This is a genomic window from Nocardioides lentus (assembly GCF_039529515.1).
Classification (GTDB): Bacteria; Actinomycetota; Actinomycetes; order Propionibacteriales; family Nocardioidaceae; genus Nocardioides; species Nocardioides lentus.
In genome coordinates this window covers 15,615-38,580 of record NZ_BAAAMY010000007.1, presented here as the reverse complement: position 1 = coordinate 38,580, position 22,966 = coordinate 15,615, and the positions used below count along the sequence as shown (strand labels likewise).

Genomic DNA, 22,966 nt, shown 5'->3' with positions numbered 1-22,966 from the left:
CCGGGACGCGGGGAGCCGTGAGCCGGGGTGCAGGGACGCCGGTGCGGCTGGGCGCCGCCCGCGCCCGTCGGGTCGCGCTCGGCGCCCAGGGCTTCGCCGAGACTCCGCACGCCACGCCGACGCTGCGCACGGTGGAGCGCACGCTGCGCCGCACGGGGGTGCTGCAGGTCGACTCGGTCAACGTCCTGGCCCGCGCCCACTACATGCCGCTGTGGTCGCGCATGGGGCCCTACGACACCGACCTCGTCCGTCGCGCGTCCGAGGTCCGCCCACGACGCATGGTGGAGTACTGGGCCCACGTGCAGGCCTTCATGCCGGTCGACCTGTGGCCGGTGATGCGCCACCGCATGGCCCAGCAGCGGGCACGCCACGAGGAGCGCTCCCGCGAGCGCGGCGACGGCTGGGACCCGCGCGTCGAGGCCGACCTGCTCGCCGAGGTCGCCGACCGCGGCCCCCTCACGGCGCGCGACGTCGACGACGGCCACCCTCGTCGCACCGACCACTGGGGCTGGAACTGGAGCCGGTCCCGCCAGGTGATGGACCTGCTGTACCGCACCGGCGAGCTCGCCATCGCCGGCCGCACCCGCCAGTTCGAGGTGCTCTACGACCTGCCCGAGCGGGTCCTGCCGCCGGCGGTGCTCGCCGCGCCCACGCCCGACCCGGCCGCCGCGGCGCGCGAGCTCGTGCGCCGCGCCGCCGCCTCCCACGGGGTCGCCACGGTGCCCGACCTGGCCGACTACTACCGCATGTCGACCGCCGCGACGGCCCGCGCCGTCGAGGAGCTGGTCGAGGCCGGCGAGCTCGTCGCGGCCGCGGTGGAGGGCTGGGACCAGCCGGCCTGGCTGCACGCCGGGGCCCGCGCCCCGCGGGAGGTCCGGGCCCGCCGCCTGCTCAGCCCCTTCGACCCCGTCGTGTGGCGCCGTGAGCGCGCGGAGCGGCTGTTCGCCTTCCGCTACCGCATCGAGATCTACGTGCCCGCGGCCCGCCGCGTCCACGGCTACTACGTGCTGCCGTTCCTGCTCGACGACCGGCTGGCGGCGCGTGTCGACCTCAAGGCGGACCGGCCGACCGGCCGGCTGCTGGTCCACGGCGCGTGGGCCGAGCCCGGGGCCGCGACCCACCTGCCCGCGGAGCTGGCCGCGGAGCTCCTCGAGCTCGCGGCCTGGCTCGGTCTCGAGACCGTGGTCGTGGGCGACGCCGGCGACCTCGCCGGGGCGCTGTCGGCCGCGGTCGGCGCACGCTCCGGGCGGCGGTTAGAGTGAGGAGAGCCCCTGCGGACCGAGTCCGGGCCGCCCAGGAGCCCCCCAGGCTGTCCCGTTGATCAGGAGACCATCCGCGTGCCCGTCATCATCGACAAGCTGCTGCGCATCGGCGAGGGCAAGATCCTCCGTGAGCTGCAGGCGATCTCCAAGGCCGTCAACGCCATCGAGGACGAGTTCGTCGCCATGAGCGACGAGGAGCTCCAGGGCCAGACCGTGGAGTTCCGCAAGCGCCTCGAGGCGGGGGAGTCCGTCGACGACCTCATGCCCGAGGCGTTCGCCACCGTGCGCGAGGCCGCGAACCGCGTGATCGGCCAGCGTCACTACGACGTGCAGATCATGGGCGGCGCGGCGCTGCACCTCGGCAACATCGCCGAGATGAAGACCGGCGAGGGCAAGACGCTCGTCGCGACGCTCCCGTCGTACCTGAACGCGCTGTCGGGCGAGGGCGTCCACATCGTCACCGTCAACGACTACCTGGCCCGCTACCACGCGGAGTGGATGGGGCGGATCCACCACTTCCTCGGGCTGACCACGGGCGTGATCCTGCCCAACATGCGGCCCGACGAGCGCCGCGAGGCCTACAACTGCGACATCACGTACGGCACCAACAACGAGCTCGGCTTCGACTACCTGCGCGACAACATGGCCGGCTCGGTCGAGGAGTGCGTGCAGCGGGGCCACCACTTCGCGATCGTCGACGAGGTCGACTCGATCCTCATCGACGAGGCGCGCACACCGCTGATCATCTCGGGCCCCACGCAGGACGAGGTCAAGTGGTACGGCGAGTTCGCCCGCCTGGTGAAGAAGCTCGAGATCGACAAGGACTACGAGGTCGACGAGAAGAAGCGCACCATCTCGATCCTCGAGCCCGGCATCACCAAGGTCGAGGACCACCTCGGCATCGAGAACCTCTACGAGTCGGCCAACACCCCGCTGATCTCGTTCCTCAACAACGCCATCAAGGCCAAGGAGCTGTTCCGCAACGACAAGGAGTACGTCGTCATCAACGGCGAGGTCCTCATCGTCGACGAGCACACCGGCCGCATGCTGGCGGGTCGCCGCTACAACGACGGCCTGCACCAGGCCATCGAGGCCAAGGAGGGCGTGACCGTCCGCGAGGAGTACCAGACCCTCGCCACGGTGACGCTGCAGAACTACTTCCGCCTCTACGACAAGCTCTCCGGCATGACCGGCACGGCCATGACCGAGGCCAGCGAGTTCGACAAGACCTACTCCCTCGGCGTCGTGCCCATCCCGACCAACAAGGCGATGGCCCGCATCGACGCCGCGGACCTCGTGTACCGCACCGAGGAGGCCAAGTACGAGGCCGTGGTCGAGGACATCGCCGAGCGCCACGAGAAGGGCCAGCCGGTCCTCGTCGGCACGGTGTCGGTCGAGAAGTCCGAGCACCTGTCGGGGCTGATGAAGAAGAAGGGCATCCCGCACACGGTCCTCAACGCGAAGGTCCACGCCGACGAGGCCAAGATCGTCGCGCAGGCCGGCCACAAGGGCGCGGTCACCGTGGCCACCAACATGGCGGGCCGCGGCACCGACATCATGCTCGGCGGGTCCGTCGAGTTCCTCGCCGACCAGGAGCTGCGTCGCCAGGGCCTCGAGCCCGCCGGCGAGACCGCCGACGCCTACGAGGCCGCCTGGCCCGACATGCTCGAGAGGATCAAGAAGCAGGTCGGCGACGAGCACGACGAGGTCCGCGAGCTCGGCGGCCTCTACGTGATCGGCACCGAGCGCCACGAGTCGCGGCGCATCGACAACCAGCTCCGCGGTCGCTCCGGCCGCCAGGGCGACCCGGGCGAGTCCCGGTTCTACCTGTCGCTGCAGGACGAGCTGATGCGCCTGTTCAAGTCCGACTGGGTCGACCGCGTGCTGCAGGTCCTCAAGGTGCCCGACGACGTGCCGATCGAGAACAAGCGGGTCACCGGCGCCATCGCCAACGCGCAGGGCCAGGTCGAGTCGCAGAACTTCGAGTCCCGCAAGAACGTCCTGAAGTACGACGACGTCATGAACCGGCAGCGCGAGGTCATCTACGGCGAGCGCCGCCAGGTCCTCGAGGGCGCCGACCTCAAGGAGCAGGTGCGCTCCTTCATCGACGACGTGGTGACCGGGTTCGTCACGGGCGCGACCGTCGACTACGCCGAGGAGTGGGACCTCGAGGCGCTGTGGACCCAGCTCGGCCAGGTGTTCCCGATCTCGCTGGACCGCGAGAAGATCGTGGCCGACGCGGGCGGCCAGGCCGCCCTGTCGCGCGACGTCCTCATCGAGGACCTGCGCGCCGACGCCCACGCGGCGTACGACCGGCGCGAGCAGGAGGTCGGCGAGGAGGTCATGCGTGAGCTCGAGCGTCGCGTGCTCCTCTCCGTGCTCGACCGCAAGTGGCGCGAGCACCTCTACGAGATGGACTACCTGCGCGAGGGCATCGGGCTGCGGGCGTACTCGCAGCGCGACCCGCTGGTCGAGTACCAGCGGGAGGGCTTCGACATGTTCGGCGCCATGATGGACGGCATCAAGGAGGAGTCCGTCGGGTTCCTGTTCAACCTCGAGGTCGAGGTCGAGGAGCACGACCACGCCGACGGCGCCCACGACCACGACCACGACCACGACCACGGTCGCGAGGGTCACGTCCACCCCCGGGACGGCCACGACCACGACCACGGCAGCGACGGCCACGTCCACGCCCGCGACGGTCACGAGCACGACGACCTCGGCGTCGACGTGCCCGACGCGGAGACCGCCACCATCGGCGCCACCGCCCCGACCCGTCCCGACGCCCCGGTCATCAAGGCGAAGGGCCTGGAGCCCCAGCGCTCCTCGCAGCCGCTGTCCTACACGGCGCCGTCCGAGGACGGGGAGGCCGAGGTCCACCGCGAGGCCGCCCTGGAGCCCGAGGACGAGTACGCCGGTACCGGGCGCAACAACCTGTGCCCGTGCGGCTCCGGCAAGAAGTACAAGCGCTGCCACGGCCAGCCCGGCGGGCCCACCGGCCTGACCGCCCGCATCAACGGCTGAGCACCCCGGTCGACGGGGTCGACCGGTCCGCCGACCGGGCGGCTGGGTCGACCGGGCTCAGCTGACCGAGCCGGGGGGGATGCACGCGTCCCCCCCGGTCTCGATCTCGTAGGTGGTGCGGACCGCCCGGTGGTCGGAGGTGCCGACGAGCACCTGCGAGGCGACGGGCACGAACTCCGCCGAGCCGAGCAGGAAGTCGATGCGGGCCTGGGCGTTGCCGGCCGGGACCGTGTTGCCGGCACCGCGCCCCACGAGGGACCACGAGTCCGCCAGGCGGCCGCCGGTCGCCACCCGCAGCGGGTCGGTCCCCGGGCCGGAGTTGAAGTCACCCCCGAGGATCGCGGGCCCCTCGTCGGCGTCGACGGCCCGGATCACGGCGCTCATCTGGCGCACCCGCAGCGGGGCGTAGGGGCGCCGCGGCTCGAGGTGGGTGTTGTGCACGGTGACCTCGGTGCCGCCGATGCGCAGGCGCGCGCTCAGCACGCCCCGCGGCTGGCCCCCGCGCTCGTTTGGGAGGGCGGTGTTGAGGTCCGCGAGGATCGGGAACCGGGAGAGGATCGCCGTGCCCGAGGCCGCCCCGGGCCGCTCGCTCACGTTGGCGCCGAAGGTCCAGGACCACGACGGGCCGAGCGCCGCGGCGAGGGAGGCGGGCTGGTCGACGCGCCCGGTGCGGCTGCGGAACCGGTCGACCTCCTGCATCAGCACGACGTCGGGGTCCCACGACGCCAGCTCGGCGGCGATCGAGCCCAGCCCGCGCGGCGAGTCCCGGCCGGCCTTGATGTTGTAGGTGACGACGTCGACGGTCACGGTGCGTGGCGGCGCCTCGGTGCAGGCGATCTCGGGCAGGCGGGAGGCCAGGGGGCGCAGCCGGGGCAGGGCCCGCTCACCGCCGCCCCGACGCTCGCGCGGGGGACGGGACGCCGGCCCGGTCGGCGTGGCCGAGGGGGTCGGGGTCGGACCGGTGGAGGGGTCGGAGGTCGCACCGGGCGCCCCGCCGTCGGCCCCGTCCGCGCCGGCGTCGGTGGCCCGCTCGTCGGGCCCGGGGCGCAGCAGCACCAGGGCGAGCACCACGGCGATCACGGCGACGATCGCGACGGGGGCCAGGACGTTCTCCAGGCGTCGGCGGTCCATGCGGCCCTCCCTGTCGACTCCCGGCCCGGCTGGGCCCGCCGTGCATCGTACGACGGGCTGCGCGACGGGCCCCGCAGCGCCCGACGCGTCCGGCGCGGGTCGGCCGCGCGAGCGTCGGCAGGTCGCTCAGGCGAACTCCAGCGCGACGCACTGCCACCGGTCCCCGGTGACCTCGAACCGGGCCGCGATGGCCCGGGAGCGTCGGCCGTGGCGGACGTGGATGCTCGCCTCGGCGGCGTCGCGGGCGACGAAGCTGGTCCGCACGCCGAGCACCTGGGCGCGCACCGCAGGTCGGCGCGCGCGGCCCTGGCCGGGGACGTGCCCCCCGGCGCGGCCGACGAGGTGGGCCCGCCGCGCGAGGTCGGCGTAGACCGACGGCGAGGTCCAGCGCAGCAGCTGGCTCACGGGTCGGTCGCCGGCGACGACCTCCACCACGGACTGGGCGTAGCGCCAGGACCACGACTCCAGCTCGCGTCGACGCTGCCGGTCGATCGGGACGACGTCGGCGCCCGGCCGCTCCGCGGCCGGCGGTGGCTGCGGCGGCTCCAGCCGCGGCCCGAGGTCGAGGGCGAGCGTGCCCTGCACGCTGGTCGGGGGCACGCTTCTCGGGGGCACGCCGGCCGGTCCCACGCCGGTGTCGGGGACGGGGGGTGCGGGGACGGTCGTCGCGGGTGCCAGGACGGTCATCGGATCTCTCCTCACGGGCGCGGGGCCCCGGGGTGGTGGTCGGGCGGGTCGGTCGGTGCTGGCCCGGGCAGACGCAGGCGCTGGCCGGGGTGGATCAGGTCGGGATCGTCGAGACGGTCGCGGTTCGCGGCGTGCACGGCGTGCCAGCGGCGGTCGACCGCCGCGTCGTGGGCGGGGAGGCCGGCCGCACGGAGGTCGGACTCCGCGATCGCCCAGAGCGAGTCACCGGGGGCCACCCGGTGCCACGAGCCTCCCGGCGGAGCAGGGGGACCGGCTCCCGGCGGGGCGGGCTCGGCCGGACGGTCCGGTGGCCCCGGGCGGTCGTCGGACGCGCGGTGTCCCGGGCCCGGCGACCGGTCGGGCAGCGGCAGGCCGTCCAGGTCCGGGCGGGCCACGGGCCCGGCGGGGACCGACCCGGGGTCACCGTCCGAGAGCACCCCGCCGAGCGGCACGGGGGCGGGCGGGCTGTCCGCGACCGCGGGGCCGACCAGGCCACCCAGCACGCCCACGGCCACGCCTGCGCCGCAGGCGCCGAGCACCAGGCGGCGCAGCGCCTCCGGGCAGCCGCGGACGCGGGACCGACGGCCCCGGGCGGCGCCCAGCGCCACGAGCCCGGTGACGAGCCACCCCCAGGCCAGGGCGACCAGCGCGGCCACCGACGCGGTCCAGGACAGGAGCACCTCGAGCGGCACGGTGCCCAGTCGCCCGTCCCCGACGGTGGCGGCGGCGGCCGCGAGGTCGTGGCCGAGCGCGCGGGCGGCGCCCGCCGCGGCCGCGCCGCACGTCAGCCACACGAGGAGGCACCGCAGCGCGGACGCCGGGGCGTCACGGACGGCCTCGCGAGGACGGTGGGCCATGGTCGTGGACCGAACCTTTCGTTTGCGTTTGTTTGCGTCATTAGACGTCTGCTCGGAGTCGAGGTCAATCGTTCGTCCACAGTCGCGGAGACTCGCCGCGCGACGAGGGGGGAGGATGGACGCGTGGCCGGTGAGCGGGAGCTGTTCGCGTTCCTGGAGGACCTCGAGGCGCAGGCGGAGGCGGCGTGGGACGCCGAGCGCCGGGTCGACCTCGACGACCGCAGCCGGGCGGAGTACCGCGAGGTGACGCTGGCGGCCCGGGTCACGGCGTCCGTCGGCCGACCGCTCGAGGTCGACGTGCGTGGCGTCGGCCAGGTGCGGGGCGAGCTGGCCCGGGTGGGCGACGGCTGGTTCCTGCTGCGCTCGCCCCGTCAGGACTGGGTGGTGCGCACGGCCGCCGTCACACGGCTGGTCGGGGCCTCGGAGCGCGCGGTGCCCGTGGCGGCGTGGTCACCGCTGCAGCGGCTGGGGATCGGCAGCGTGCTGCGGCGCATCGCCGACGAGGGCGCGCGGTGCCTGCTGCACCTGCGGGACGGCCGACGTCACGAGGCCGAGCGGCTCGTGCGCGTCGGCGCCGACTTCGTCGAGGTGCTCGAGGGCGAGGTCGTCGCGGGGGAGGGGCGCCTGGTGCTGGTCACGCTGGACGGGCTCGCGGCGGTGCAGAGCCCGGACCCCGACCGCTGAGGGGCGCTCGGCTCAGGTCGCCTCGACGTCGTACGGCGGGACCTCGCCGGGCACGAGCGCCCGGGCGCGCATGCGGGTCGCGCGCGGTGCCTCGTCGGGCTCGTTCATCGCGTCGATGACGTGCTTGCGCACGATCGCGCGGGGGTCGAGGTCGCGCAGCTCCAGGTCGGCGTACTCGGGGCCGAGCTCGGTGCGCAGGTCGTCGCGCGCCGAGTTGGCGAGCTGACGGAGCTTGCGGAGCATCTGCCCCGCCTGCCGGGCCACCTCGGGGATCTTCTCGGGCCCGAAGACGAGCACGGCCACCAGGGCGATGACCGCGGCCTCCGCGAGGCCGATCCCGAACATCCCTCAGGCCCGGCCGGTCGGCGTGAGCCCGAGCTGCATCCCCGCGAGCCCGCGGCCGCGCCCGACGAGCTCGGTCGCGACCCGCGAGAGCTCGAGGGCGGCCGGTGCGGTGGGGTCGGCCTCGACGATGGGCTTGCCCACGTCGCCGCCCTCGCGCAGCGAGGGGTCGAGGGGGATCGAGCCGCTGAGGCGGACCTCGTAGCCGAAGCGCTCCGAGAGCGTCGACGCCACCCGCTCCCCGCCGCCGCTGCCGAACACGTCGAGCCGGTGCTCGGGTCCGCAGTGCGGGCACGCGAGCCAGCTCATGTTCTCCACGACCCCGACGACGCGCTGGTGCATCATCGAGGCCATCGTCCCGGCCCGCTCGGCGACCTCGGCGGCCGCCTCCTGCGGCGTGGTGACGACGAGGACCTCCGCGTTGGGCAGGTGCTGGCCGAGCGAGATCGCGATGTCGCCGGTGCCGGGCGGCAGGTCGAGGAGCAGCACGTCGAGGTCGCCCCAGTAGACGTCGGCGAGCATCTGCACGAGGGCCCGGTCGAGCATCGGGCCGCGCCACGCGACCACCTGGTCGCGGCGCGGCTTGAGCATCCCGATGGAGATGACCGAGACGCCGGAGGCCGTGGGCACGGGCATGATCAGGTCGTCGACCTGCGTGGGCCGGTGGTCGGCCACCCCGAGCATCGCCGGCACCGAGTGGCCGTAGATGTCGGCGTCCACGATGCCGACCCGCAGCCCGTCGCGGGCCATGGCGAGCGCGAGGTTGACGGTGACCGACGACTTGCCGACGCCGCCCTTGCCGCTCGCGACCGCGATGACGCGGGTCAGCGAGCCGGGCTGCGCGAACGGGATCTCCCGCTGCGCCTGCCCGCCAGCGAGGGTCTCCTTCAGCCGGCCGCGCTGGTCGGCGTCCATGACGCCGAGGTCCACGCGTACGCCGGTGACCCCGTCGAGGGCGGTCACGGCGGCCGTGACGTCGCGGTTGATCGTGTCCTTCAGCGGGCAGCCGGCGACGGTCAGGAGCACGTGGACCACCACCGCGCCGTCCTCGGCGACCTCGACGGCGTCGACCATCCCGAGCTCGGTGATGGGGCGCTTGATCTCGGGGTCGTTGACGCTCGCGAGGGCCTCGGTGACCCGCTCGACGGTGGGGACGCTCATGACTCCCCAGCGTAGGCGACGCCCCGTCAGCGGGACCGGTCGGTGGCGCCCGACGAGCCGCCGGGCCCGCCCGACGCCCCCGGAGCGCCCGGTCCGCCCGCGACGCCGGTCCCGTCGGCGTCCCGGTCCAGCTCGGCCAGCAGGGACCGGAGCTCGGACCGCACGAAGTCGCGGGTCGCCACCTCGCCGACCGCCATCCGCAGCGACGCCACCTCGCGGGCCAGGAACTCCATGTCGGCGTGCGCGCGCGCGTTGGCCTGCCGGTCCTGCTCGGCGATCACCTTGTCGCGCATCTCCTGACGGTTCTGGGCCAGCAGGATCAGCGGGGCGGCGTACGACGCCTGGAGGCTGAGGATCAGGGTGAGGAAGATGAACGGGTAGGCGTCGTAGGCGAGGGCGTCGGGGGCGAAGCGGTTCCACAGGATCCACACGACGACCACGAGGGTCATGTAGATCAGGAACTGCGCGGTGCCCATGAAGCGGGCGAACTGCTCGGCGAACACACCGAAGGTGTCGCTGTCGAGGCTGCGGCGCACGCCGAGCCGGCGGCGGGTGCCCTGCGGGGTGTCGAGCCGGGGACCGTCGGGCCGGACCTGCTCGAGGCGTCGGGTGCGCTCGCGGGGGGCGTCGGCCACGTCAGGGCCTCCCCGCCGCGGAGCCCGGCGCCCCCGGCGCCGGCTCCCGGGCCGGCACCTCGGGCCGCGGGGCGTCGTCGCGCCAGTTGGCCGGGAGCATGTGGTCGAGGAGGTCGTCGACGGTGACGGCGCCCAGGAGACGGCCCTCCTCGTCGACCACCGGGGCGGCCACGAGGTTGTAGGTCGCGAGGTGCGCGGCGACCTCGCCGATCCGGGCCTCGGCCCGCAGGTTGTCCATCGAGGAGTCTAGGGCGCCCGCGACCAGGCTGGAGGGGGGCTCGCGCAGCAGCCGCTGGATGTGGGCGACGCCGAGCAGGCGGCCCGTCGGCGTCTCCAGCGGCTGGCGGCAGACGTAGACCAGGGCGGCCAGCGACGGCGTCAGCTCGGGCCGACGGACGTGGGCCAGGGCGTCCGCGACGGTGGCGTCCGGCCCGAGGATGACCGGCTCCGGGGTCATCATCGCTCCCGCCGTCTCCTCCTCGTAGGACATCAGCCGACGGACGTCCTCCGCCTCCTCCGGCTCCATCAGCTCCAGGAGCAGCGCCCCGGTGTCGGGCGGCAGCTCGGCGATCAGGTCCGCGGCGTCGTCGGCCGACATCTCCTCCAGCACGTCGGCCGCGCGCTCGTTGTCCAGGCGCTCGAGGATGTCGACCTGGTCCTCCTCGGGCAGCTCCTCGAGGACGTCGGCGAGGCGCTCGTCGTCGAGGGCCGCGACCACGGCGCTGCGGCGCTCCACAGGGAGGTCGTGGAGCATCGCGGCCGCGTCGGCGGGCCGCATCTCGTGGATGGCCGCCACCAGGTGGGACGCCCCCTGGGACTCCTCGATGTCGACGAGGCCCTCGACCTCGCTCCACTCCAGCACGTGGGACTGGCCGCGGCGCCGCAGCCCGCGCCCGGGCTCCACGACGGCCACGCGGCTGACGATCCAGTCGCGGTTGCGGGCCTGCTCCATCGCCACGTCGTAGACGGCGCCCCGCACGCCCGACTCGCGGATGGTGACCGTGCGGTCGAGCACCTGGGCGATGACCAGCGTCTCGTTGGCCCGCTGCTCGAAGCGGCGCAGGTTGAGCAGCCCGGTCGTGTAGACGTGGCTGGAGTCCACGTTGGTCACGCGGGTCATCGGCACGAAGATCCGCCGGCGTCCGAAGACCTCGGCGACCAGCCCGAGCACCCGGGGCTGCGACTGCTGCGTGCGCAGGCCGACGACGACGTCGCGCACCTTGCCCACCTGGTCCCCCTGGGGGTCGAAGACGGGCAGGCCGACCAGGCGGGCGACGTACACGCGGGAGGGGGTGATGCTCACGAGGAGCCAAACTACCGGTCCCCGGACCCCGTCGGGCCGCTCGGAGGAGGCCGCCACGGGCCGCGCGACGGTGGGCACGGCCGCGGTGCGGCGGCTTGGTTCTGTCCGGGGCCGGGGTTAGGGTCACCCGGCGCCCTTCGGGCGTCACCGCCCACCGGCGGTGCCGGCGGTGGGGGTCGCCGCCGCGGAAGGACGACCTGCTCGGGGGTGAGGCACATGCGCAGGACCACGCACCGGACCACGCGCAGCACCACGCGTGCCGCCGCACTCCTCTGCGCAGCCCTGCTCGTCGCGACCGGCTGCGGGCAGCAGGGCGGCGACCAGGGCTCCGACGAGCCCGGCGCGGACGCCTCCGCCGCCGGCTCCCCGAGCCCGCGACCGACCGCCGACGGCTTCGTGCCCGGCGACCCGCGCAACGAGGTGCGCCGCGCGACCGCGGCCGACCTCGAGGACTGGCCGGCGTGCGACGACGTGTGGCGCGCCGGTGGCACGATCCCGGAGGACTACGAGGGGTGCGTGGACGGCGACGACGCCGTCGTCGCGGACCTCATCCGGTGCTCCTTCGGCGGGACCATGACGACCTTCGACGACCGCTTCCACGGCGTCGTCGGCAACGTCGTCAACGACGCCGGCCAGTCGCTGGCCGACGACCAGGCGTACGCGAAGGCGTACCGACTGTGCTCCGCGTGACCGGGCGAGATCCGGACGGTCACCGATCCGAGCCGCGGCACCACGCCGCAGTAGGGAGAACGATGTCCATCCGACGACGTACCAGGATCGCCGCCGCGGCGGTCGCCGTGGCCCTCGCGGGCGGGCTGGCCGCCGTGCCGGCCGCCGGCGCCGCCACCCCGGGCGCCAGCGCCGTGTCGGCCCTGAAGGCCGACCCCACCGCCGAGGGCGACGGGCAGAAGAAGTCCTTCTCCGTCACCGGCGGCGCGACCACCCGCGACGGCGGCGACGCACGCCAGGCGCGCGGCGTGAGCCCGCGCAACCCCTACCGCGCGCGCACCGGGGTGCTGATCAACGACCCGCTCGGCAACAACCAGCGCCGCCAGGTGCTCAACCAGCAGACCATCGACATCATCAAGTCGACCCCCGGCGGGCAGAAGATCCGTCTGTCGGAGTGGAACATCGACTCGAGCTGGTTCGTCCGCAACGCGCTGGCCGCCCACCGCCGCGGCGTCAGCTTCCAGATCCTGATGTCGGGCGGGGTCGCCTCGCGCCAGAACCCCGAGACGGGCAGCTTCTACCGGCTGCGCCGTGGCTTCGCCGGCTCGGGCAACAACAAGCGCAAGGCGGGCATGCGCAGCTGGATCCGCGGCTGCAACGCCTCCTGCCGTGGTCGCACCGGGATCAACCACGCGAAGTTCATGACGGTGACCAAGACCGGACGCCGCGCGAACGCCCGCAACATCGTCTCGGTGAGCTCGGCCAACATCACCTCGGCCGCGGGCAGCAACCAGTGGAACGACACCTTCACGGTGGTCGGCCGCCCGAAGGTCTTCAACTTCTTCGGTCGACTCTTCACCGAGATGGCGCCCGACAAGGTGCGCAAGAACCCCTACAAGACCCAGAAGCCGGCGTCCCCGACCTGGATCAAGGCCATGTGGGCGAACCCCGCCCAGGGGCGTGACCGGGTGCTGAACCTGCTCGACAAGGTGAAGTGCCGCGGCGCCACGGGCGGCACGGGCATCAACGGCCGGACCGCGGTGCGCATCGCGCAGACCGTCTTCTCCGACGAGCGCGGCCGCGCCATCGCGCGCAAGCTCAAGGCGCTGCAGGGCAACGGCTGCAAGGTGAAGGTCGTCTACACGCTCATGGACCGCGAGATCCGCGAGATGCTCGGCAGCGGCGGCGCGACCCGCGTGCCCACCCGCCAGCTGGTGCGCGACACCAACGGCGACGGCTACTACGACAAGTACCTGCACACCAAGATCACCACGATCAGCGGGCACTTCGGCAACAAGCGGAACGCCCACATCGTGCGGACCGGCTCGGAGAACTGGACGCAGATGTCCAAGCAGTCCGACGAGGTCGGCTTCGACATGGACAACGCCGGCTACGAGCGCCGCTACAGCAACTTCGTCGACAACGTGTTCAACAAGGCCAGCGCGTCGTACACGCCGCAGGACCCGAACGCGCGTCGCCTCGGCATCGACCCGTACAAGTACGTCGAGATCAACTGAGGCACCGGCGCCCCGCGCGTCCGCTCCACCCGACGGCCCCCGTGCCGGCCCGCGACTCCTCGCGGGCCCGGCCGGGGGCCGTCCGGCGTCCCCGACCGGTCGGGCCCGCGCGGCGCGTGGCTCCCGGCGGCGGGGCCCGGCGGGGAGTAGCCTGACCGCCCGTCGTCCCCCGCATCCGAGCCCGAGCAGGTGTCACCCGTGAGCAGCACGCCGGCGCGTCCGACCGCGCAGGACGCGCGGTTCGCGGTCGACGACGCCGGGCTGCGCGTGCCCGTCGAGCACGCCGGCCCCTGGCGGGTGGCCTTCGACGGGCGCGTCGTGCTCTCGCTGACCACCGCGCCCGAGGGCGACGACGACGTGGCGGAGGCGGCCTGGGTCGGGGTCACCAGCACCTTCCTCGACGGCGTCAGCCACGTGACCCTGCACCGGGGCGAGGAGGAGGTCGACCTCGGGGAGGTCGCCTTCGGCTCCGGCGAGGGCCGCGTCGACTTCAGCGACGGCGAGGGCCACCCGGTCGTCATCGACAAGTGGGGCCTCGCCCAGCAGCCCTTCGACACCCGCGGCGCCGACGTGCCGCGGTTCCTCGCCGAGCGGGCGCTCGAGCTGTGCGCGATCGCCCGCGACGAGTGCGGCATCGAGCTGTGGATCGCGTTCGGCACGCTGCTGGGCGCGGCGCGCAGCGGGTCGGTGATCCCGCACGACTCCGACATCGACCTCGCGTTCCTGGCCGACGACGACACGCCGTACCGCCTGCACGCCCAGCTGTACGCCCTGCGTCGGGCGCTCTCGCGGGCCGGCCTGTGGGTGGTCAACAAGACCGGCAGCTTCCTGACGGTGCGCTACGACGCCCCCGACGGCTCCGACGTCAGCATCGACGTCTACACCTGCTTCCACCTGCACGACCTGCTCTACGAGACGGCCAGCGCGCGTGCCCCGCTGCCGCGCGAGGCCGTGCTCCCGCTGACGACGATGACGTTCGAGGGACTCGAGCTGCCGGCGCCGGCCGACCCGTCCGCGCTGCTCGAGGTCTCCTACGGGCCCGGGTGGCGCCACCCCGACCCGAGCTTCGAGCACAAGCCGTCGTACGCCGTGCGGAGCCGCTTCGACGGCTGGTTCGGCAACGCGATGCGCCGGCGCCGCGACTGGGAGGTGCACTGGGAGAGCGCCGGCCGCTCCGGCAGCGCCTCCGACTTCTCGCGCTGGGTCCGCCAGCGCGTCGCGGAGGGCACCCTGGTCGTCGAGCTGGGCATCGGGCGCGGCGACGACGCCGTGGCCTACGCCCGCGCCGGGCTGCCCGTCGCGGGCCTCGACTACGCCCGGCAGGCCGGCCGTGCCGTCATCCGCGTGCGGGGCCAGATCCCCCGGTCGATGCTGGCGTGGTCGGTGGTCAACCTGTACGACCTGCGCGACTGCCTCGCGTGGGGCGCCGAGGTCGCCCGCCGCGGCGAGGAGCGCCGGGTGGTCGTGGCCCGCGGCACCCTCGAGGCGCTGCGGCCCGAGGAGCGCGACGGCTTCTGGGCGCTGGTGCGGATGCTGGGGCGCCGCTCGGCGGGCCTGCTGCTGGAGCTCGACGAGTCCACGGGCGTCGGCGAGGAGGGCCGCGACGGCACCTGGCGCTTCCCGGCGACCCGCGCCGAGGTGCGGGAGGCGGTCGCGCGCGCCGGTGGCCGGGTCGTGGAGGAGGTGCTCGTCGGCACCGACGAGTGCCAGGTCCGCGGCGGTGTCCGGTGGCGTATGGTCGCGGACTGGCCCCAGCCGTCCAGCCCCCGTCAGGAGAAGCGTTGACCGAGCGTGTGGTGCTCCACGTGGGCGGCCCGAAGTCCGGCACGACCTACCTCCAGGCGGTGCTCCGTGAGCACGCCGAGACCCTCGCGGGGGCCGGCGTGCTGGTCGCCGGGCGCGAGCAGGTGGACCTCGTGCACGCCGCCATGGTGCTGCGCGGCGACGCGCGCCTCGACGGGCTCCCGCCGCGCGCGCACCGCGCCTGGGACCGCCTCGTCGACGAGGTCGCCGGCTGGTCCGGCGAGATGGCGGTCGTCAGCTACGAGCTGTTCAGCAACCTGGAGGCGGACGCGGTCCGGCGCGCCCTCGAGGACCTGGCCCCGCGCCGGGTGGACGTGGTCGTCACCGCCCGCGACCTCGGCCGCTCGCTGAGCTCCGCGTGGCAGGAGCGCCTGAAGTTCGGCGTCTCCCAGCCGCTCGAGCGGTTCACGCCGCCCGACGACGACGTCGTCGACTCCGAGTGGGGCTGGCGCACCCTCGACCCCTCGTCGGTCGCGCAGCGGTGGGGGGCCACGCTGCCCGCCGACCGCGTGCACGTCGTCACGGTCCCGCGCGACGGCGAGCCGGGGGAGCTGTGGCGCCGCTTCGCCGACGCCGCGGGCCTCGAGGGCCTCGTCACGGACCCGGCGCCCGTGCGCGCCAACGAGAGCCTCGACGTCGTGTCCGCCGAGGTGCTGCGCCGCACCAACCCCCACCTACGCGACTTCCTGCGCACCCCGCGCGAGCGGGCGGTGTGGTCGCGCGACCTGCTCGCCAACCGGGTGCTGGCCCCGTTGGGGCAGGAGCCCCTGGCGCTCGGCGACGCCCAGCTCGCAGGCGCCCGCGAGCGCTACGAGGCCTGCCGGCGCGCCGTCGTCGCGGCCGGGTGGGTCGTCCACGGCGACCTCGCCGACCTGGAGCCCGTCGCCGGCCGGGGCCGCTCGCCGCGGGAGGTCAGCGACGCCGAGGTGGCGCAGACCGCGGTCCGCGCCCTCGCCGCACTGCTGCGCGAGACCCGCAACGACAGCGTCGCGGCCGCCGCCGCTGCCCCCGCCGCTGCCCCCGCCGCCGGCTCTGGGTCCGCCCCGGCGGGAGCCGGTGCGGAGGAGGGCCGTGGCCTGCGGGGACTGCGCTCGGTCGTCACCGGGGCCAGCAGCCGCGCCGTCGCCGCCCGCGCCGACGAGCTGCACGCCCGTGTCGACGAGCTCGAGCGCGCCCTCGACGACCGTCGCCGACTCCAGCAGCGTCTCGCGATGCTCACCGACCTCGTCGGCGAGCTCCTGCTCCCGCTGGAGGAGGCCGACCCCGCCGAGCAGCAGCGGCTGGCGGAGCAGTACCGGCGGACGACCACGTGAGCGGTCCCCGGTCGGCCCGCTGGGACCGCCTGCGCGAGGAGGCCGGCTGGGCCGCCCTCGACCGGGTGGCCGAGCGCGTGGAGTCGGCCGCCGAGTCCGTCGCGGACGAGGTGCACCTCTCCGCGCAGCTCGAGGTGGGCCTCGCCGACCTCGAGCGCACCGTCCTCGCGGTCGTCGACCGCCGTACCGCCGGGAGGCGATGAGGTGGCCCGCAGGCTCGTGCTCCACGTCGGGGCCATGAAGTCGGGGACGAGCTTCGTCCAGCACGTCCTCACCACCAACGCCGAGCGCCTGCGCGACCACGGCGTGCTCTGGCCCGGGCGGACCTGGTGGGACCAGGTGGGCGCCGTCCTCGAGCTGATCGAGCACGGCTCGGAGGGGCAGGAGCCGTTCGCCGACGACGGTCCGTGGCGTCGCCTGGTCGACGAGGTCCACGCCTGGGACGGCGACGCGGTGGTCTCGATGGAGTTCCTCGGTCCTCGCAACGCCGACAAGATCCGCCTCGTCCTCGACGCGTTCGGCGACACCGACGTGCGGGTCGTCGTCACGGCCCGCGACCTGCCGCGGCAGCTGCCCGCGATGTGGCAGGAGTCGGTCCAGAACGGCGGTCAGCACTCCTGGCCGGAGTACGTCGAGGCCGTGCGCGCCTTCCCGAAGCAGGTCTCCAAGCCCGGCCGGTCCTTCTGGCGCCAGCAGGGCGTGGCCGAGACGGTCCGACGCTGGACCGAGGCCGTGGGCCGCGACCGGTTCACGCTGGTCACCGTGCCGCCCCCGGGCAGCCCCCCGGGCGAGCTCTGGGACCGGTTCACCGAGGCGACGGGGCTCCCCGCCGGGGTCTGCGAGGTCGAGGGACCGCGCAACGCCTCCATCGGCACGGCGTCGGCGATGGTGCTGCGCGACCTGAACCGACGGCTCGGCGACCGGCTCACCCGCCACGAGTACGACGTGGTCGTCAAGTACGGCCTCGCGAAGACCGCGCTGTCGGGCCGGGACGAGCCCAAGGTCGGCTTCGACGAGGCCTGGCTGCGGGAGCGTGCGCAGCGTCAGGTCCGGCGGTTGCGGGACCTCGACCCCCACGTGGTGGGCGACCTCGCCGACCTCGAGCCGAGGCCGGTGCCGGGGGTGGCCTTCGCCGACCTCGACGTGGCCGGCCGCCTCGACGCCGCCACCGACGGTCTCGCCCACCTGGTGGACCTCGCCTGCTCCCAGCGCCGCGACATCAAGGAGCTGCGCCGCGACGTCAAGGCCCTGCGCCGCAAGGTCCGCCGCCGCGACGCGGAGCTCGCGCGGCTGCGGGGCGCCGCGGGCCCCGGCCCGCTCGCCGCGGGGACGGAGGACTGAGGTGCGCGGACTCTCACGCCTCGTCGGCGACCGTCCCGGGCCGGCCCCGGAGGTCCCCTCCCGGCGGCCCGAGCCCGCCTCCGCGCCGCTCGCCGTCCTCACGATGGCGCGTGACGAGGGCCCGATGCTGCGCCGCTGGGTGGAGCACTACGCCCGTCATGTCGGCGCGGAGCACCTCGTGGTCGTCGACGACGGCACGACGGACGGCTCGACCGACGACCTGCCCTGCCCGGTGCTCCGGCTGCCGCCGATCACCCGGCCGTTCGAGCGGACCCGGATGGGTGTGCTCTCCGGCCTGGCCCGCGGCCTGCTCGAGGCGTACGACGCGGTGCTGTTCGCCGACGCCGACGAGCTGGTCGTCGCCGACCCCGACCGCTGGACCGACCTGGGCCACCTCGTGCGGGAGCGGCCGGAGGCGCTGGCGCTCGGCGCGCTCGGTCTGAACGTCCTCCACGCCCGCGACGAGGCGCCGCTCGACCCGGACGCGCCCGTCCTCGGCCAGCGTCGCCACGCGACGTTCGTGCCGCTGATGTGCAAGCCCGCGCTGAAGTGGGTCGCGGCGGACTGGGTGGCCGCCTCCCACGGACTGCGCGCGCCGTACGCGGTGGACCCCGACCTCTACCTGTTCCACCTGAAGTTCGCCGACCGCGACCACCTCCGCGCGGTCGCGGACCGACGCCGCGCGATGGTCCGTGCCGACGGGCGGGCCGCCGGCACCAGCTGGAGCAAGGGCCCCGAGGAGATGCTCGAGGTGCTCGACCGGGCGGCGGCCCGGCTGGCGCGGTCCTCGCCGGAGACCTTCCGCGCCCCGGCCGGGGCCGACCTCGACGCCCTCGTGGTCCCCGGCGACGACCCGGGGGTGTGGCGCGCGCCCAAGGGCGGTCAGGTCCAGGCGATGGTGCAGCGCCCGGCGCACCGGCTGGCCGATCGGTTCCTCGGTCTGCTCTGAGCAGCGGGGGTCGGGCCGGGGTCCCCGGATCGGCGTCCGAGGTCCCGTAGGCTCGCGCCGTGCAGCTGTCGATCGTGGTGCCCTGCTACAACGAGCAGGAGGTGCTGCCCCGACTGGTGACGACCCTGCAGGAGGTCCTGCCCGCGCTGGTCGACACCTTCGAGGTCCTCCTCGTCGACGACGGCAGCCGCGACGGGACGCTCGCCGAGATCCGGGCCGTCCACGAGGCCGACGACCGCTTCCGCTACCTCGCCCTGTCGCGCAACTTCGGCAAGGAGGCGGCCATGCTGGCCGGCCTCAGCCACTCGCGCGGCGAGGCCGTCGCGATCCTCGACGCGGACCTGCAGCACCCGCCCGCCCTGCTCGCCGAGATGCTGCCCCTGCTCGACGAGGGCTACGAGCAGGTGGTCGCCCGGCGGACCCGCGCCGGTGACCCGGCCGGGCGCAGCGCGGTCAGCCGCGTCTACTACGGCCTGATGAACCGCATGGTCGAGGTCGACCTCGAGGACGGCGTGGGCGACTTCCGGGTGCTGAGCCGGGTCGCGGTCCAGGCGCTGCTGTCGCTGGGGGAGGTCAACCGCTTCTCGAAGGGGCTGTTCTCCTGGATCGGCTTCAAGGTCGCCGTCGTCGACTACGAGAACGTCGCCCGCGACGTGGGCGCCAGCAAGTGGCGGCTGCGGGACCTGCTCGACTACGGCATCGACGGCGTCCTGTCGTTCAACTCCAAGCCGCTGCGCCTGTCCATCTGGTTCGGCACGTTCGTCGCGCTCGTGGCCTTCGTCTACGCCCTGTGGGTGCTGGTCGACGCCGTGGTCAACGGCAACCCGGTGGCGGGCTACGTGACCACCATCTGCGCCGTGGTGGGGTTCGGCGGCGTGCAGATGATCCTGCTCGGGGTGATCGGGGAGTACCTCGGTCGGATCTACTCCGAGACCAAGCACCGCCCGCACTTCCTGGTCCGGGAGACCAGCGAGGGCCTGGGCCACCACCCGGTGACCGTGCCCCTCGGCCCGGCCCACGACGCGTACGCGGCGGCGAGCGAGCCCCGCCGCGCCGCCGAGTGACGGCGCCGACGCGCGCCGACGCGCCCGCCCCGGAGGTCGTCCGGGAGGGCGTCGACAGCGGCGGCTCGCGGGCGGGCCGGTGGCTGTGGCCGCTGCTCGTCGTGCTGGCCACGGCGGCGTTCGCGACGATCCCCGCGGTCCTCGAGCCCGAGTTCTACCTGCGTGGCGACAGCGCGGCGCAGTTCGCCCCGACCTGGTGGTACCTCGGCACCCTGCTGCGCCGCGGCGAGTTCCTGCCGCTGTTCGACCCCGGCTCGTTCGCCGGGGGCAACTACGCCGCCGAGACCCTGTTCGGGGTCTACAACCCGGTGAACTGGCTGATCTGGCTGGTGGTCTCGGGCGCCGACGACCTCCGCGTCTCGGTGACGGCGGTCAAGGTCGTCCTGATGGCCCTGCTGGCGCTGGGCACCTACGTCCTGGCCCGCGAGTACGGCGCGGCGCGGTGGGCGTCGGCCGCGGTCGCCGTGGCCCTGCCCTTCAGCGGCTTCACGCTCTTCTGGGACGCCGGGTCCTGGACCAACGGGCTCGTGGCCTTCACCTGGACGCCGTGGATGTGGTGGGCGCTGCGGCGCACCCTCCACGGCCGGCTGAACCCGTTCTGGGGCTTCCTCGTGGCCGCCATGGCGGTGCTGCAGGGCAACCCGTACGGCACGCTCGCGGTCGTCGTCGTCGGTGTCGGCCTCGTGCTCGAGGGCCTGGTCCTGCGCCGCTGGCGCGGGCTGGCGGTCCTGGCGGTCGTCGGGGCGTGCGTCGCCGCGCTGCTGCCGCTGGTCTACCTGCCGCTGGTCGAGACCGTCTCGCTCGCCGCGCGGGCCGAGGGCGCGCTGGTGATGAACAACGGCAGGCTGCGACCGACCCTCGCGGACCTGCTGCTCGCCGGGTCGCCGACCCACGTGCCCCCGATCGCGGCCATCACGGGCCCGATGGCCGTGCCCGCGACGTACTGGGCGTGGTTCGTCGTGCCGCTGCTGCCGTGGTTGCGCCTCGACGCCCTGCGCGAGCGGCTGGGCGGGCTGACCGCGGTGGGGGTCGCCGGCCTCGTGTGGTTCGCGATGACCGTCGGACCGTCCAAGCTCTGGCTCTTCCGCTGGCCCCTGCGGCTCAGCGAGTACCTGTTCCTGTGCCTGTCCCTCGTGCTCGCCGTCGTGCTGAGCCGGGGCCTGGCCCGCGACCGCGTCCTGCTCCGGGGCGCGGCCTCGGCCGGCCTGGTGCTCCTGTCGGGCTGGCTGGCGCTCTCGGAGGACCCCGAGCTGCTGCGCCGGGTCGGGCTCGGCACCGTCGCCGTGCTCGCCCTCGCGCTGGTCGCGCTGGCGGTCCACCGGCTGGCCCCGGCCCGGCTGGGCGCGGCGCTGCTGGCCGGCGTCCTGGTGCTCGGCACCGGCGCCACGACCGCCCTCCAGGTGCGCGTCTTCGGCGAGAACGCCAGCTCGCGGGTCTGGCACGTGCCGACCGACGTCGCGGGCCTGCAGGCCCGCTTCGCGGACTGGGGACCCGGCACCGTCGTGCAGATCGCCGACCTCCGCGGCGTCCAGGAGCGGGGGAGCGACGAGCGGCTGCGCGCCCAGTGGTCGGACTACCTGGCCGGCAGCATGTTCCACGTCGCGGGCGTCGACGCCGTCAACAACTACACCGGCATGGGGCTCGAGACGTTCACGAGCTCGCTGTGCATGAACTACGACGGGCTGGCGCGCGCCTGCGGCTACGAGCGGCTCTGGCAGCCCGTGGGCGAGGACGGCGCCACGCTCGCCGACCAGCTGAAGCTGTCGACCGTCGTGACCCAGCCGCAGATCGCCCGCGGTCGCACGACCGACGCCGGGTGGACGCGGGACCGGTCCGTCGACTCCCGCGCCGTCGTGCTGCGTCGCGACGACCCGCTGCCCTGGCCGGACAGCCGGCTCGCACAGGCGCCGGGGGACGTGGCGGTCGTCGCGGCGCGCAGCGACGGCCCGCGCCGCGACGAGGTCGAGCTCCGGGCCCCCGAGGGCGGGACCCTGGTGTTCGCCACGCTGGGCTGGCCCGGCTACGAGGCCAGCCTCGACGGCCGCCCGGTGCCGGTCGGCCGCAACGAGGTCGGCCTGCTCGAGGTCGACCTGCCCCCCGGGTCCGAGGGCACCCTCGAGGTGGCCTTCACCCCGCCCGGGCAGCGGGTGGGTCTGCTCCTCGCGGGCCTCGGCACGCTGCTGGCCGCGGCGACCGGCGCGCTGGTCGCGGTCCTCTCGCGGCGGCAGCGGCGCCGTGCGGAGGTCAGCGACCGCGCGGACGCCAGCGGTTGAGGTCGTAGGTCACCCGCACGGCGGGGTGGTCGGAGTTGACGTCGTGACGCGTCATCCCGGTGGTGGTCGTGCGGCGGTTGGCGACGTGCACCAGGTGGTCCAGGCTCATCGGGGTCGCGTCGTACACGACGGCGTCGCCGAGGAACGGGAACCGGATCCGGTTGACGTCGCCGCCGCCGATGACCGCGTGGGCCCGGGTCGCGAGGTCCCCGATGACCTCGAGGGTGACGCGGCGCTGGTTGCGCCACTCCTTCTTCAGGGTGTCGCGGTTCCGCTTCTGGGCGGCGGAGCCCTTCGAGGTCCAGGCGCCGGGCACGAAGTGCAGGTTCCAGCGGGCGACCTTGATGCCGGTCTGGCGGTCGCGCAGCACCACCCACGAGATCCACCGGTCACCGGCGACGTCCTTGACCGGGTTGCTGGTCTGACGCGTGCCCTTGGCGATCCGCTGCCACTTGTCGGTGCGGTAGGAGATGGGGCTCTGGTTGGCGGAGCGCCGCGACGGGGAGCCGTCGCGGAAGCCGTCCGGCCAGTACGTCGCCCAGCCCTGCTGGTCGCGGATCGCGTCCTGCTGCGCGGGGTTGGCGATCTCCTGCCAGCCCACCACGTCGGCCATCGCGGTGACGGTGGCGATGTCCTCGCGCTGCAGCTTCGCCTTCATCGGGAAGGAGTTGTTCATCGTCACCTGGGCGGTGGTGGTCGCGAGGCGCTCGCGGCCCTGGGCGGCGGCGGCGACGGGGCCGGCGGCAGCGGCGGGACCGACGGGCGCGACGAGGACGGACAGGCCGGTGACGCAGGCGGCGACGGCGACACCGGCCGCCGTCCGGCGGCGGGTGCGGGGCGTGGTCGAGGGCGGCAGGGTCATGAGGATCCTTCGGCGCGGGGACGGGAGCGGCTCGTGACTGGGGACGAGCGGTGCCTGGAGGTTAAATCCTTGGAGGGGCGCGTGTTCAT

The 22,966-nt window shown here is 74.5% G+C and carries 20 protein-coding genes; 12 read left to right on the top strand and 8 right to left on the bottom strand.

Going from position 1 to position 22,966, the window contains the following annotated elements:
* Nucleotides 1-17: 17 nt before the first annotated feature.
* Together ABD158_RS14590 and secA are read left to right on the top strand one after the other, a co-directional pair.
* Nucleotides 18-1,262 carry a winged helix-turn-helix domain-containing protein gene (locus ABD158_RS14590; RefSeq protein ID WP_344008275.1) on the top strand — a complete coding sequence of 415 codons (1,245 nt, stop codon included), beginning with the start codon at nucleotides 18-20 and terminating at the stop codon, nucleotides 1,260-1,262.
* Between the two features lie 75 nt (nucleotides 1,263-1,337).
* Nucleotides 1,338-4,286, top strand: coding sequence for a preprotein translocase subunit SecA (secA, locus tag ABD158_RS14585; RefSeq protein WP_344008274.1), 2,949 nt, complete (start codon nucleotides 1,338-1,340; stop codon nucleotides 4,284-4,286).
* A 57-nt stretch (nucleotides 4,287-4,343) separates the two neighbouring features.
* Here secA and ABD158_RS14580 read toward each other — a convergent pair whose 3' ends face one another.
* The 3 genes from ABD158_RS14580 to ABD158_RS14570 form a co-directional block, all read right to left on the bottom strand.
* Nucleotides 4,344-5,417, bottom strand: coding sequence for an endonuclease/exonuclease/phosphatase family protein (locus ABD158_RS14580; protein ID WP_344008273.1), 1,074 nt, complete (start codon nucleotides 5,415-5,417; stop codon nucleotides 4,344-4,346).
* Between the two features lie 126 nt (nucleotides 5,418-5,543).
* Nucleotides 5,544-6,104 (bottom strand): Rv3235 family protein, encoded by a 561-nt coding sequence (locus tag ABD158_RS14575; protein WP_344008272.1) that lies wholly within the window; start codon nucleotides 6,102-6,104, stop codon nucleotides 5,544-5,546.
* Between the two features lie 11 nt (nucleotides 6,105-6,115).
* Nucleotides 6,116-6,961: a LysM peptidoglycan-binding domain-containing protein gene (locus tag ABD158_RS14570; RefSeq protein WP_344008271.1), complete on the bottom strand. Its 846-nt coding sequence runs from the start codon at nucleotides 6,959-6,961 to the stop codon at nucleotides 6,116-6,118.
* A 123-nt stretch (nucleotides 6,962-7,084) separates the two neighbouring features.
* On the opposite strand from ABD158_RS14570, the gene ABD158_RS14565 reads away from it, so the two are divergent.
* Complete coding sequence (locus ABD158_RS14565; protein WP_344008270.1) at nucleotides 7,085-7,645, top strand: hypothetical protein; 561 nt, start codon at nucleotides 7,085-7,087, stop codon at nucleotides 7,643-7,645.
* A gap of 12 nt (nucleotides 7,646-7,657) precedes the next feature.
* Here ABD158_RS14565 and ABD158_RS14560 read toward each other — a convergent pair whose 3' ends face one another.
* The 4 genes from ABD158_RS14560 to ABD158_RS14545 are packed head-to-tail and all read right to left on the bottom strand — an operon-like array spanning nucleotide 7,658 to nucleotide 11,086.
* The gene (locus ABD158_RS14560) at nucleotides 7,658-7,990 is read right to left on the bottom strand and encodes a sec-independent translocase (RefSeq protein WP_344008269.1); all 333 of its coding nucleotides are present in this window, start codon (nucleotides 7,988-7,990) and stop codon (nucleotides 7,658-7,660) included.
* Between the two features lie 3 nt (nucleotides 7,991-7,993).
* On the bottom strand, nucleotides 7,994-9,148 hold the full coding sequence (locus ABD158_RS14555; RefSeq protein WP_344008268.1) for an Mrp/NBP35 family ATP-binding protein: 1,155 nt from the start codon (nucleotides 9,146-9,148) through the stop codon (nucleotides 7,994-7,996).
* 26 nt (nucleotides 9,149-9,174) lie between these two features.
* Nucleotides 9,175-9,783 (bottom strand): DUF1003 domain-containing protein, encoded by a 609-nt coding sequence (locus ABD158_RS14550; protein ID WP_344008266.1) that lies wholly within the window; start codon nucleotides 9,781-9,783, stop codon nucleotides 9,175-9,177.
* 1 nt (nucleotide 9,784) lies between these two features.
* The gene (locus tag ABD158_RS14545; protein ID WP_344008265.1) at nucleotides 9,785-11,086 is read right to left on the bottom strand and encodes a magnesium transporter MgtE N-terminal domain-containing protein; all 1,302 of its coding nucleotides are present in this window, start codon (nucleotides 11,084-11,086) and stop codon (nucleotides 9,785-9,787) included.
* 216 nt (nucleotides 11,087-11,302) lie between these two features.
* On the opposite strand from ABD158_RS14545, the gene ABD158_RS14540 reads away from it, so the two are divergent.
* The 9 genes from ABD158_RS14540 (at nucleotide 11,303) to ABD158_RS14500 (ending at nucleotide 22,015) form a co-directional block, all read left to right on the top strand.
* The gene (locus tag ABD158_RS14540) at nucleotides 11,303-11,776 is read left to right on the top strand and encodes a hypothetical protein (protein ID WP_344008264.1); all 474 of its coding nucleotides are present in this window, start codon (nucleotides 11,303-11,305) and stop codon (nucleotides 11,774-11,776) included.
* 62 nt (nucleotides 11,777-11,838) lie between these two features.
* The gene (locus tag ABD158_RS14535; protein ID WP_344008263.1) at nucleotides 11,839-13,272 is read left to right on the top strand and encodes a phospholipase D-like domain-containing protein; all 1,434 of its coding nucleotides are present in this window, start codon (nucleotides 11,839-11,841) and stop codon (nucleotides 13,270-13,272) included.
* A 198-nt stretch (nucleotides 13,273-13,470) separates the two neighbouring features.
* Nucleotides 13,471-15,057, top strand: a complete 1,587-nt coding sequence (locus ABD158_RS14530) for a LicD family protein (RefSeq protein ID WP_344008262.1) — start codon at nucleotides 13,471-13,473, stop codon at nucleotides 15,055-15,057.
* Nucleotides 15,054-16,388, top strand: coding sequence for a DUF6752 domain-containing protein (locus ABD158_RS14525; RefSeq protein ID WP_344008260.1), 1,335 nt, complete (start codon nucleotides 15,054-15,056; stop codon nucleotides 16,386-16,388). The genes ABD158_RS14530 and ABD158_RS14525 overlap by 4 nt, the downstream gene beginning before the upstream one ends.
* Complete coding sequence (locus ABD158_RS14520; protein ID WP_344008259.1) at nucleotides 16,385-16,591, top strand: hypothetical protein; 207 nt, start codon at nucleotides 16,385-16,387, stop codon at nucleotides 16,589-16,591. The genes ABD158_RS14525 and ABD158_RS14520 overlap by 4 nt, the downstream gene beginning before the upstream one ends.
* A 1-nt stretch (nucleotide 16,592) precedes the next feature.
* On the top strand, nucleotides 16,593-17,729 hold the full coding sequence (locus ABD158_RS14515; protein WP_344008258.1) for a hypothetical protein: 1,137 nt from the start codon (nucleotides 16,593-16,595) through the stop codon (nucleotides 17,727-17,729).
* Between the two features lies 1 nt (nucleotide 17,730).
* Complete coding sequence (locus tag ABD158_RS14510; protein WP_344008257.1) at nucleotides 17,731-18,678, top strand: glycosyltransferase family 2 protein; 948 nt, start codon at nucleotides 17,731-17,733, stop codon at nucleotides 18,676-18,678.
* Between the two features lie 59 nt (nucleotides 18,679-18,737).
* Nucleotides 18,738-19,742: a glycosyltransferase family 2 protein gene (locus tag ABD158_RS14505; protein WP_344008256.1), complete on the top strand. Its 1,005-nt coding sequence runs from the start codon at nucleotides 18,738-18,740 to the stop codon at nucleotides 19,740-19,742.
* On the top strand, nucleotides 19,739-22,015 hold the full coding sequence (locus ABD158_RS14500; RefSeq protein ID WP_344008255.1) for a hypothetical protein: 2,277 nt from the start codon (nucleotides 19,739-19,741) through the stop codon (nucleotides 22,013-22,015). The genes ABD158_RS14505 and ABD158_RS14500 overlap by 4 nt, the downstream gene beginning before the upstream one ends.
* Here ABD158_RS14500 and ABD158_RS14495 read toward each other — a convergent pair.
* The gene (locus ABD158_RS14495) at nucleotides 21,987-22,877 is read right to left on the bottom strand and encodes an exonuclease/endonuclease/phosphatase family protein (RefSeq protein WP_344008254.1); all 891 of its coding nucleotides are present in this window, start codon (nucleotides 22,875-22,877) and stop codon (nucleotides 21,987-21,989) included. The genes ABD158_RS14500 and ABD158_RS14495 overlap by 29 nt on opposite strands.
* Nucleotides 22,878-22,966: the final 89 nt, after the last annotated feature.

Excerpts from the sequence above, each read along its gene's own strand:
- ABD158_RS14580 (WP_344008273.1), bottom strand. The coding sequence starts at position 5,417 with ATGGACCGCCGACGCCTGGAGAACGTCCTGGCCCCCGTCGCGATCGTC.
- ABD158_RS14575 (WP_344008272.1), bottom strand. The coding sequence starts at position 6,104 with ATGACCGTCCTGGCACCCGCGACGACCGTCCCCGCACCCCCCGTCCCC.
- ABD158_RS14570 (WP_344008271.1), bottom strand. The coding sequence starts at position 6,961 with ATGGCCCACCGTCCTCGCGAGGCCGTCCGTGACGCCCCGGCGTCCGCG.
- ABD158_RS14560 (WP_344008269.1), bottom strand. The coding sequence starts at position 7,990 with ATGTTCGGGATCGGCCTCGCGGAGGCCGCGGTCATCGCCCTGGTGGCC.
- ABD158_RS14555 (WP_344008268.1), bottom strand. The coding sequence starts at position 9,148 with ATGAGCGTCCCCACCGTCGAGCGGGTCACCGAGGCCCTCGCGAGCGTC.
- ABD158_RS14540 (WP_344008264.1), top strand. The coding sequence starts at position 11,303 with ATGCGCAGGACCACGCACCGGACCACGCGCAGCACCACGCGTGCCGCC.
- ABD158_RS14535 (WP_344008263.1), top strand. The coding sequence starts at position 11,839 with ATGTCCATCCGACGACGTACCAGGATCGCCGCCGCGGCGGTCGCCGTG.
- ABD158_RS14495 (WP_344008254.1), bottom strand. The coding sequence starts at position 22,877 with ATGACCCTGCCGCCCTCGACCACGCCCCGCACCCGCCGCCGGACGGCG.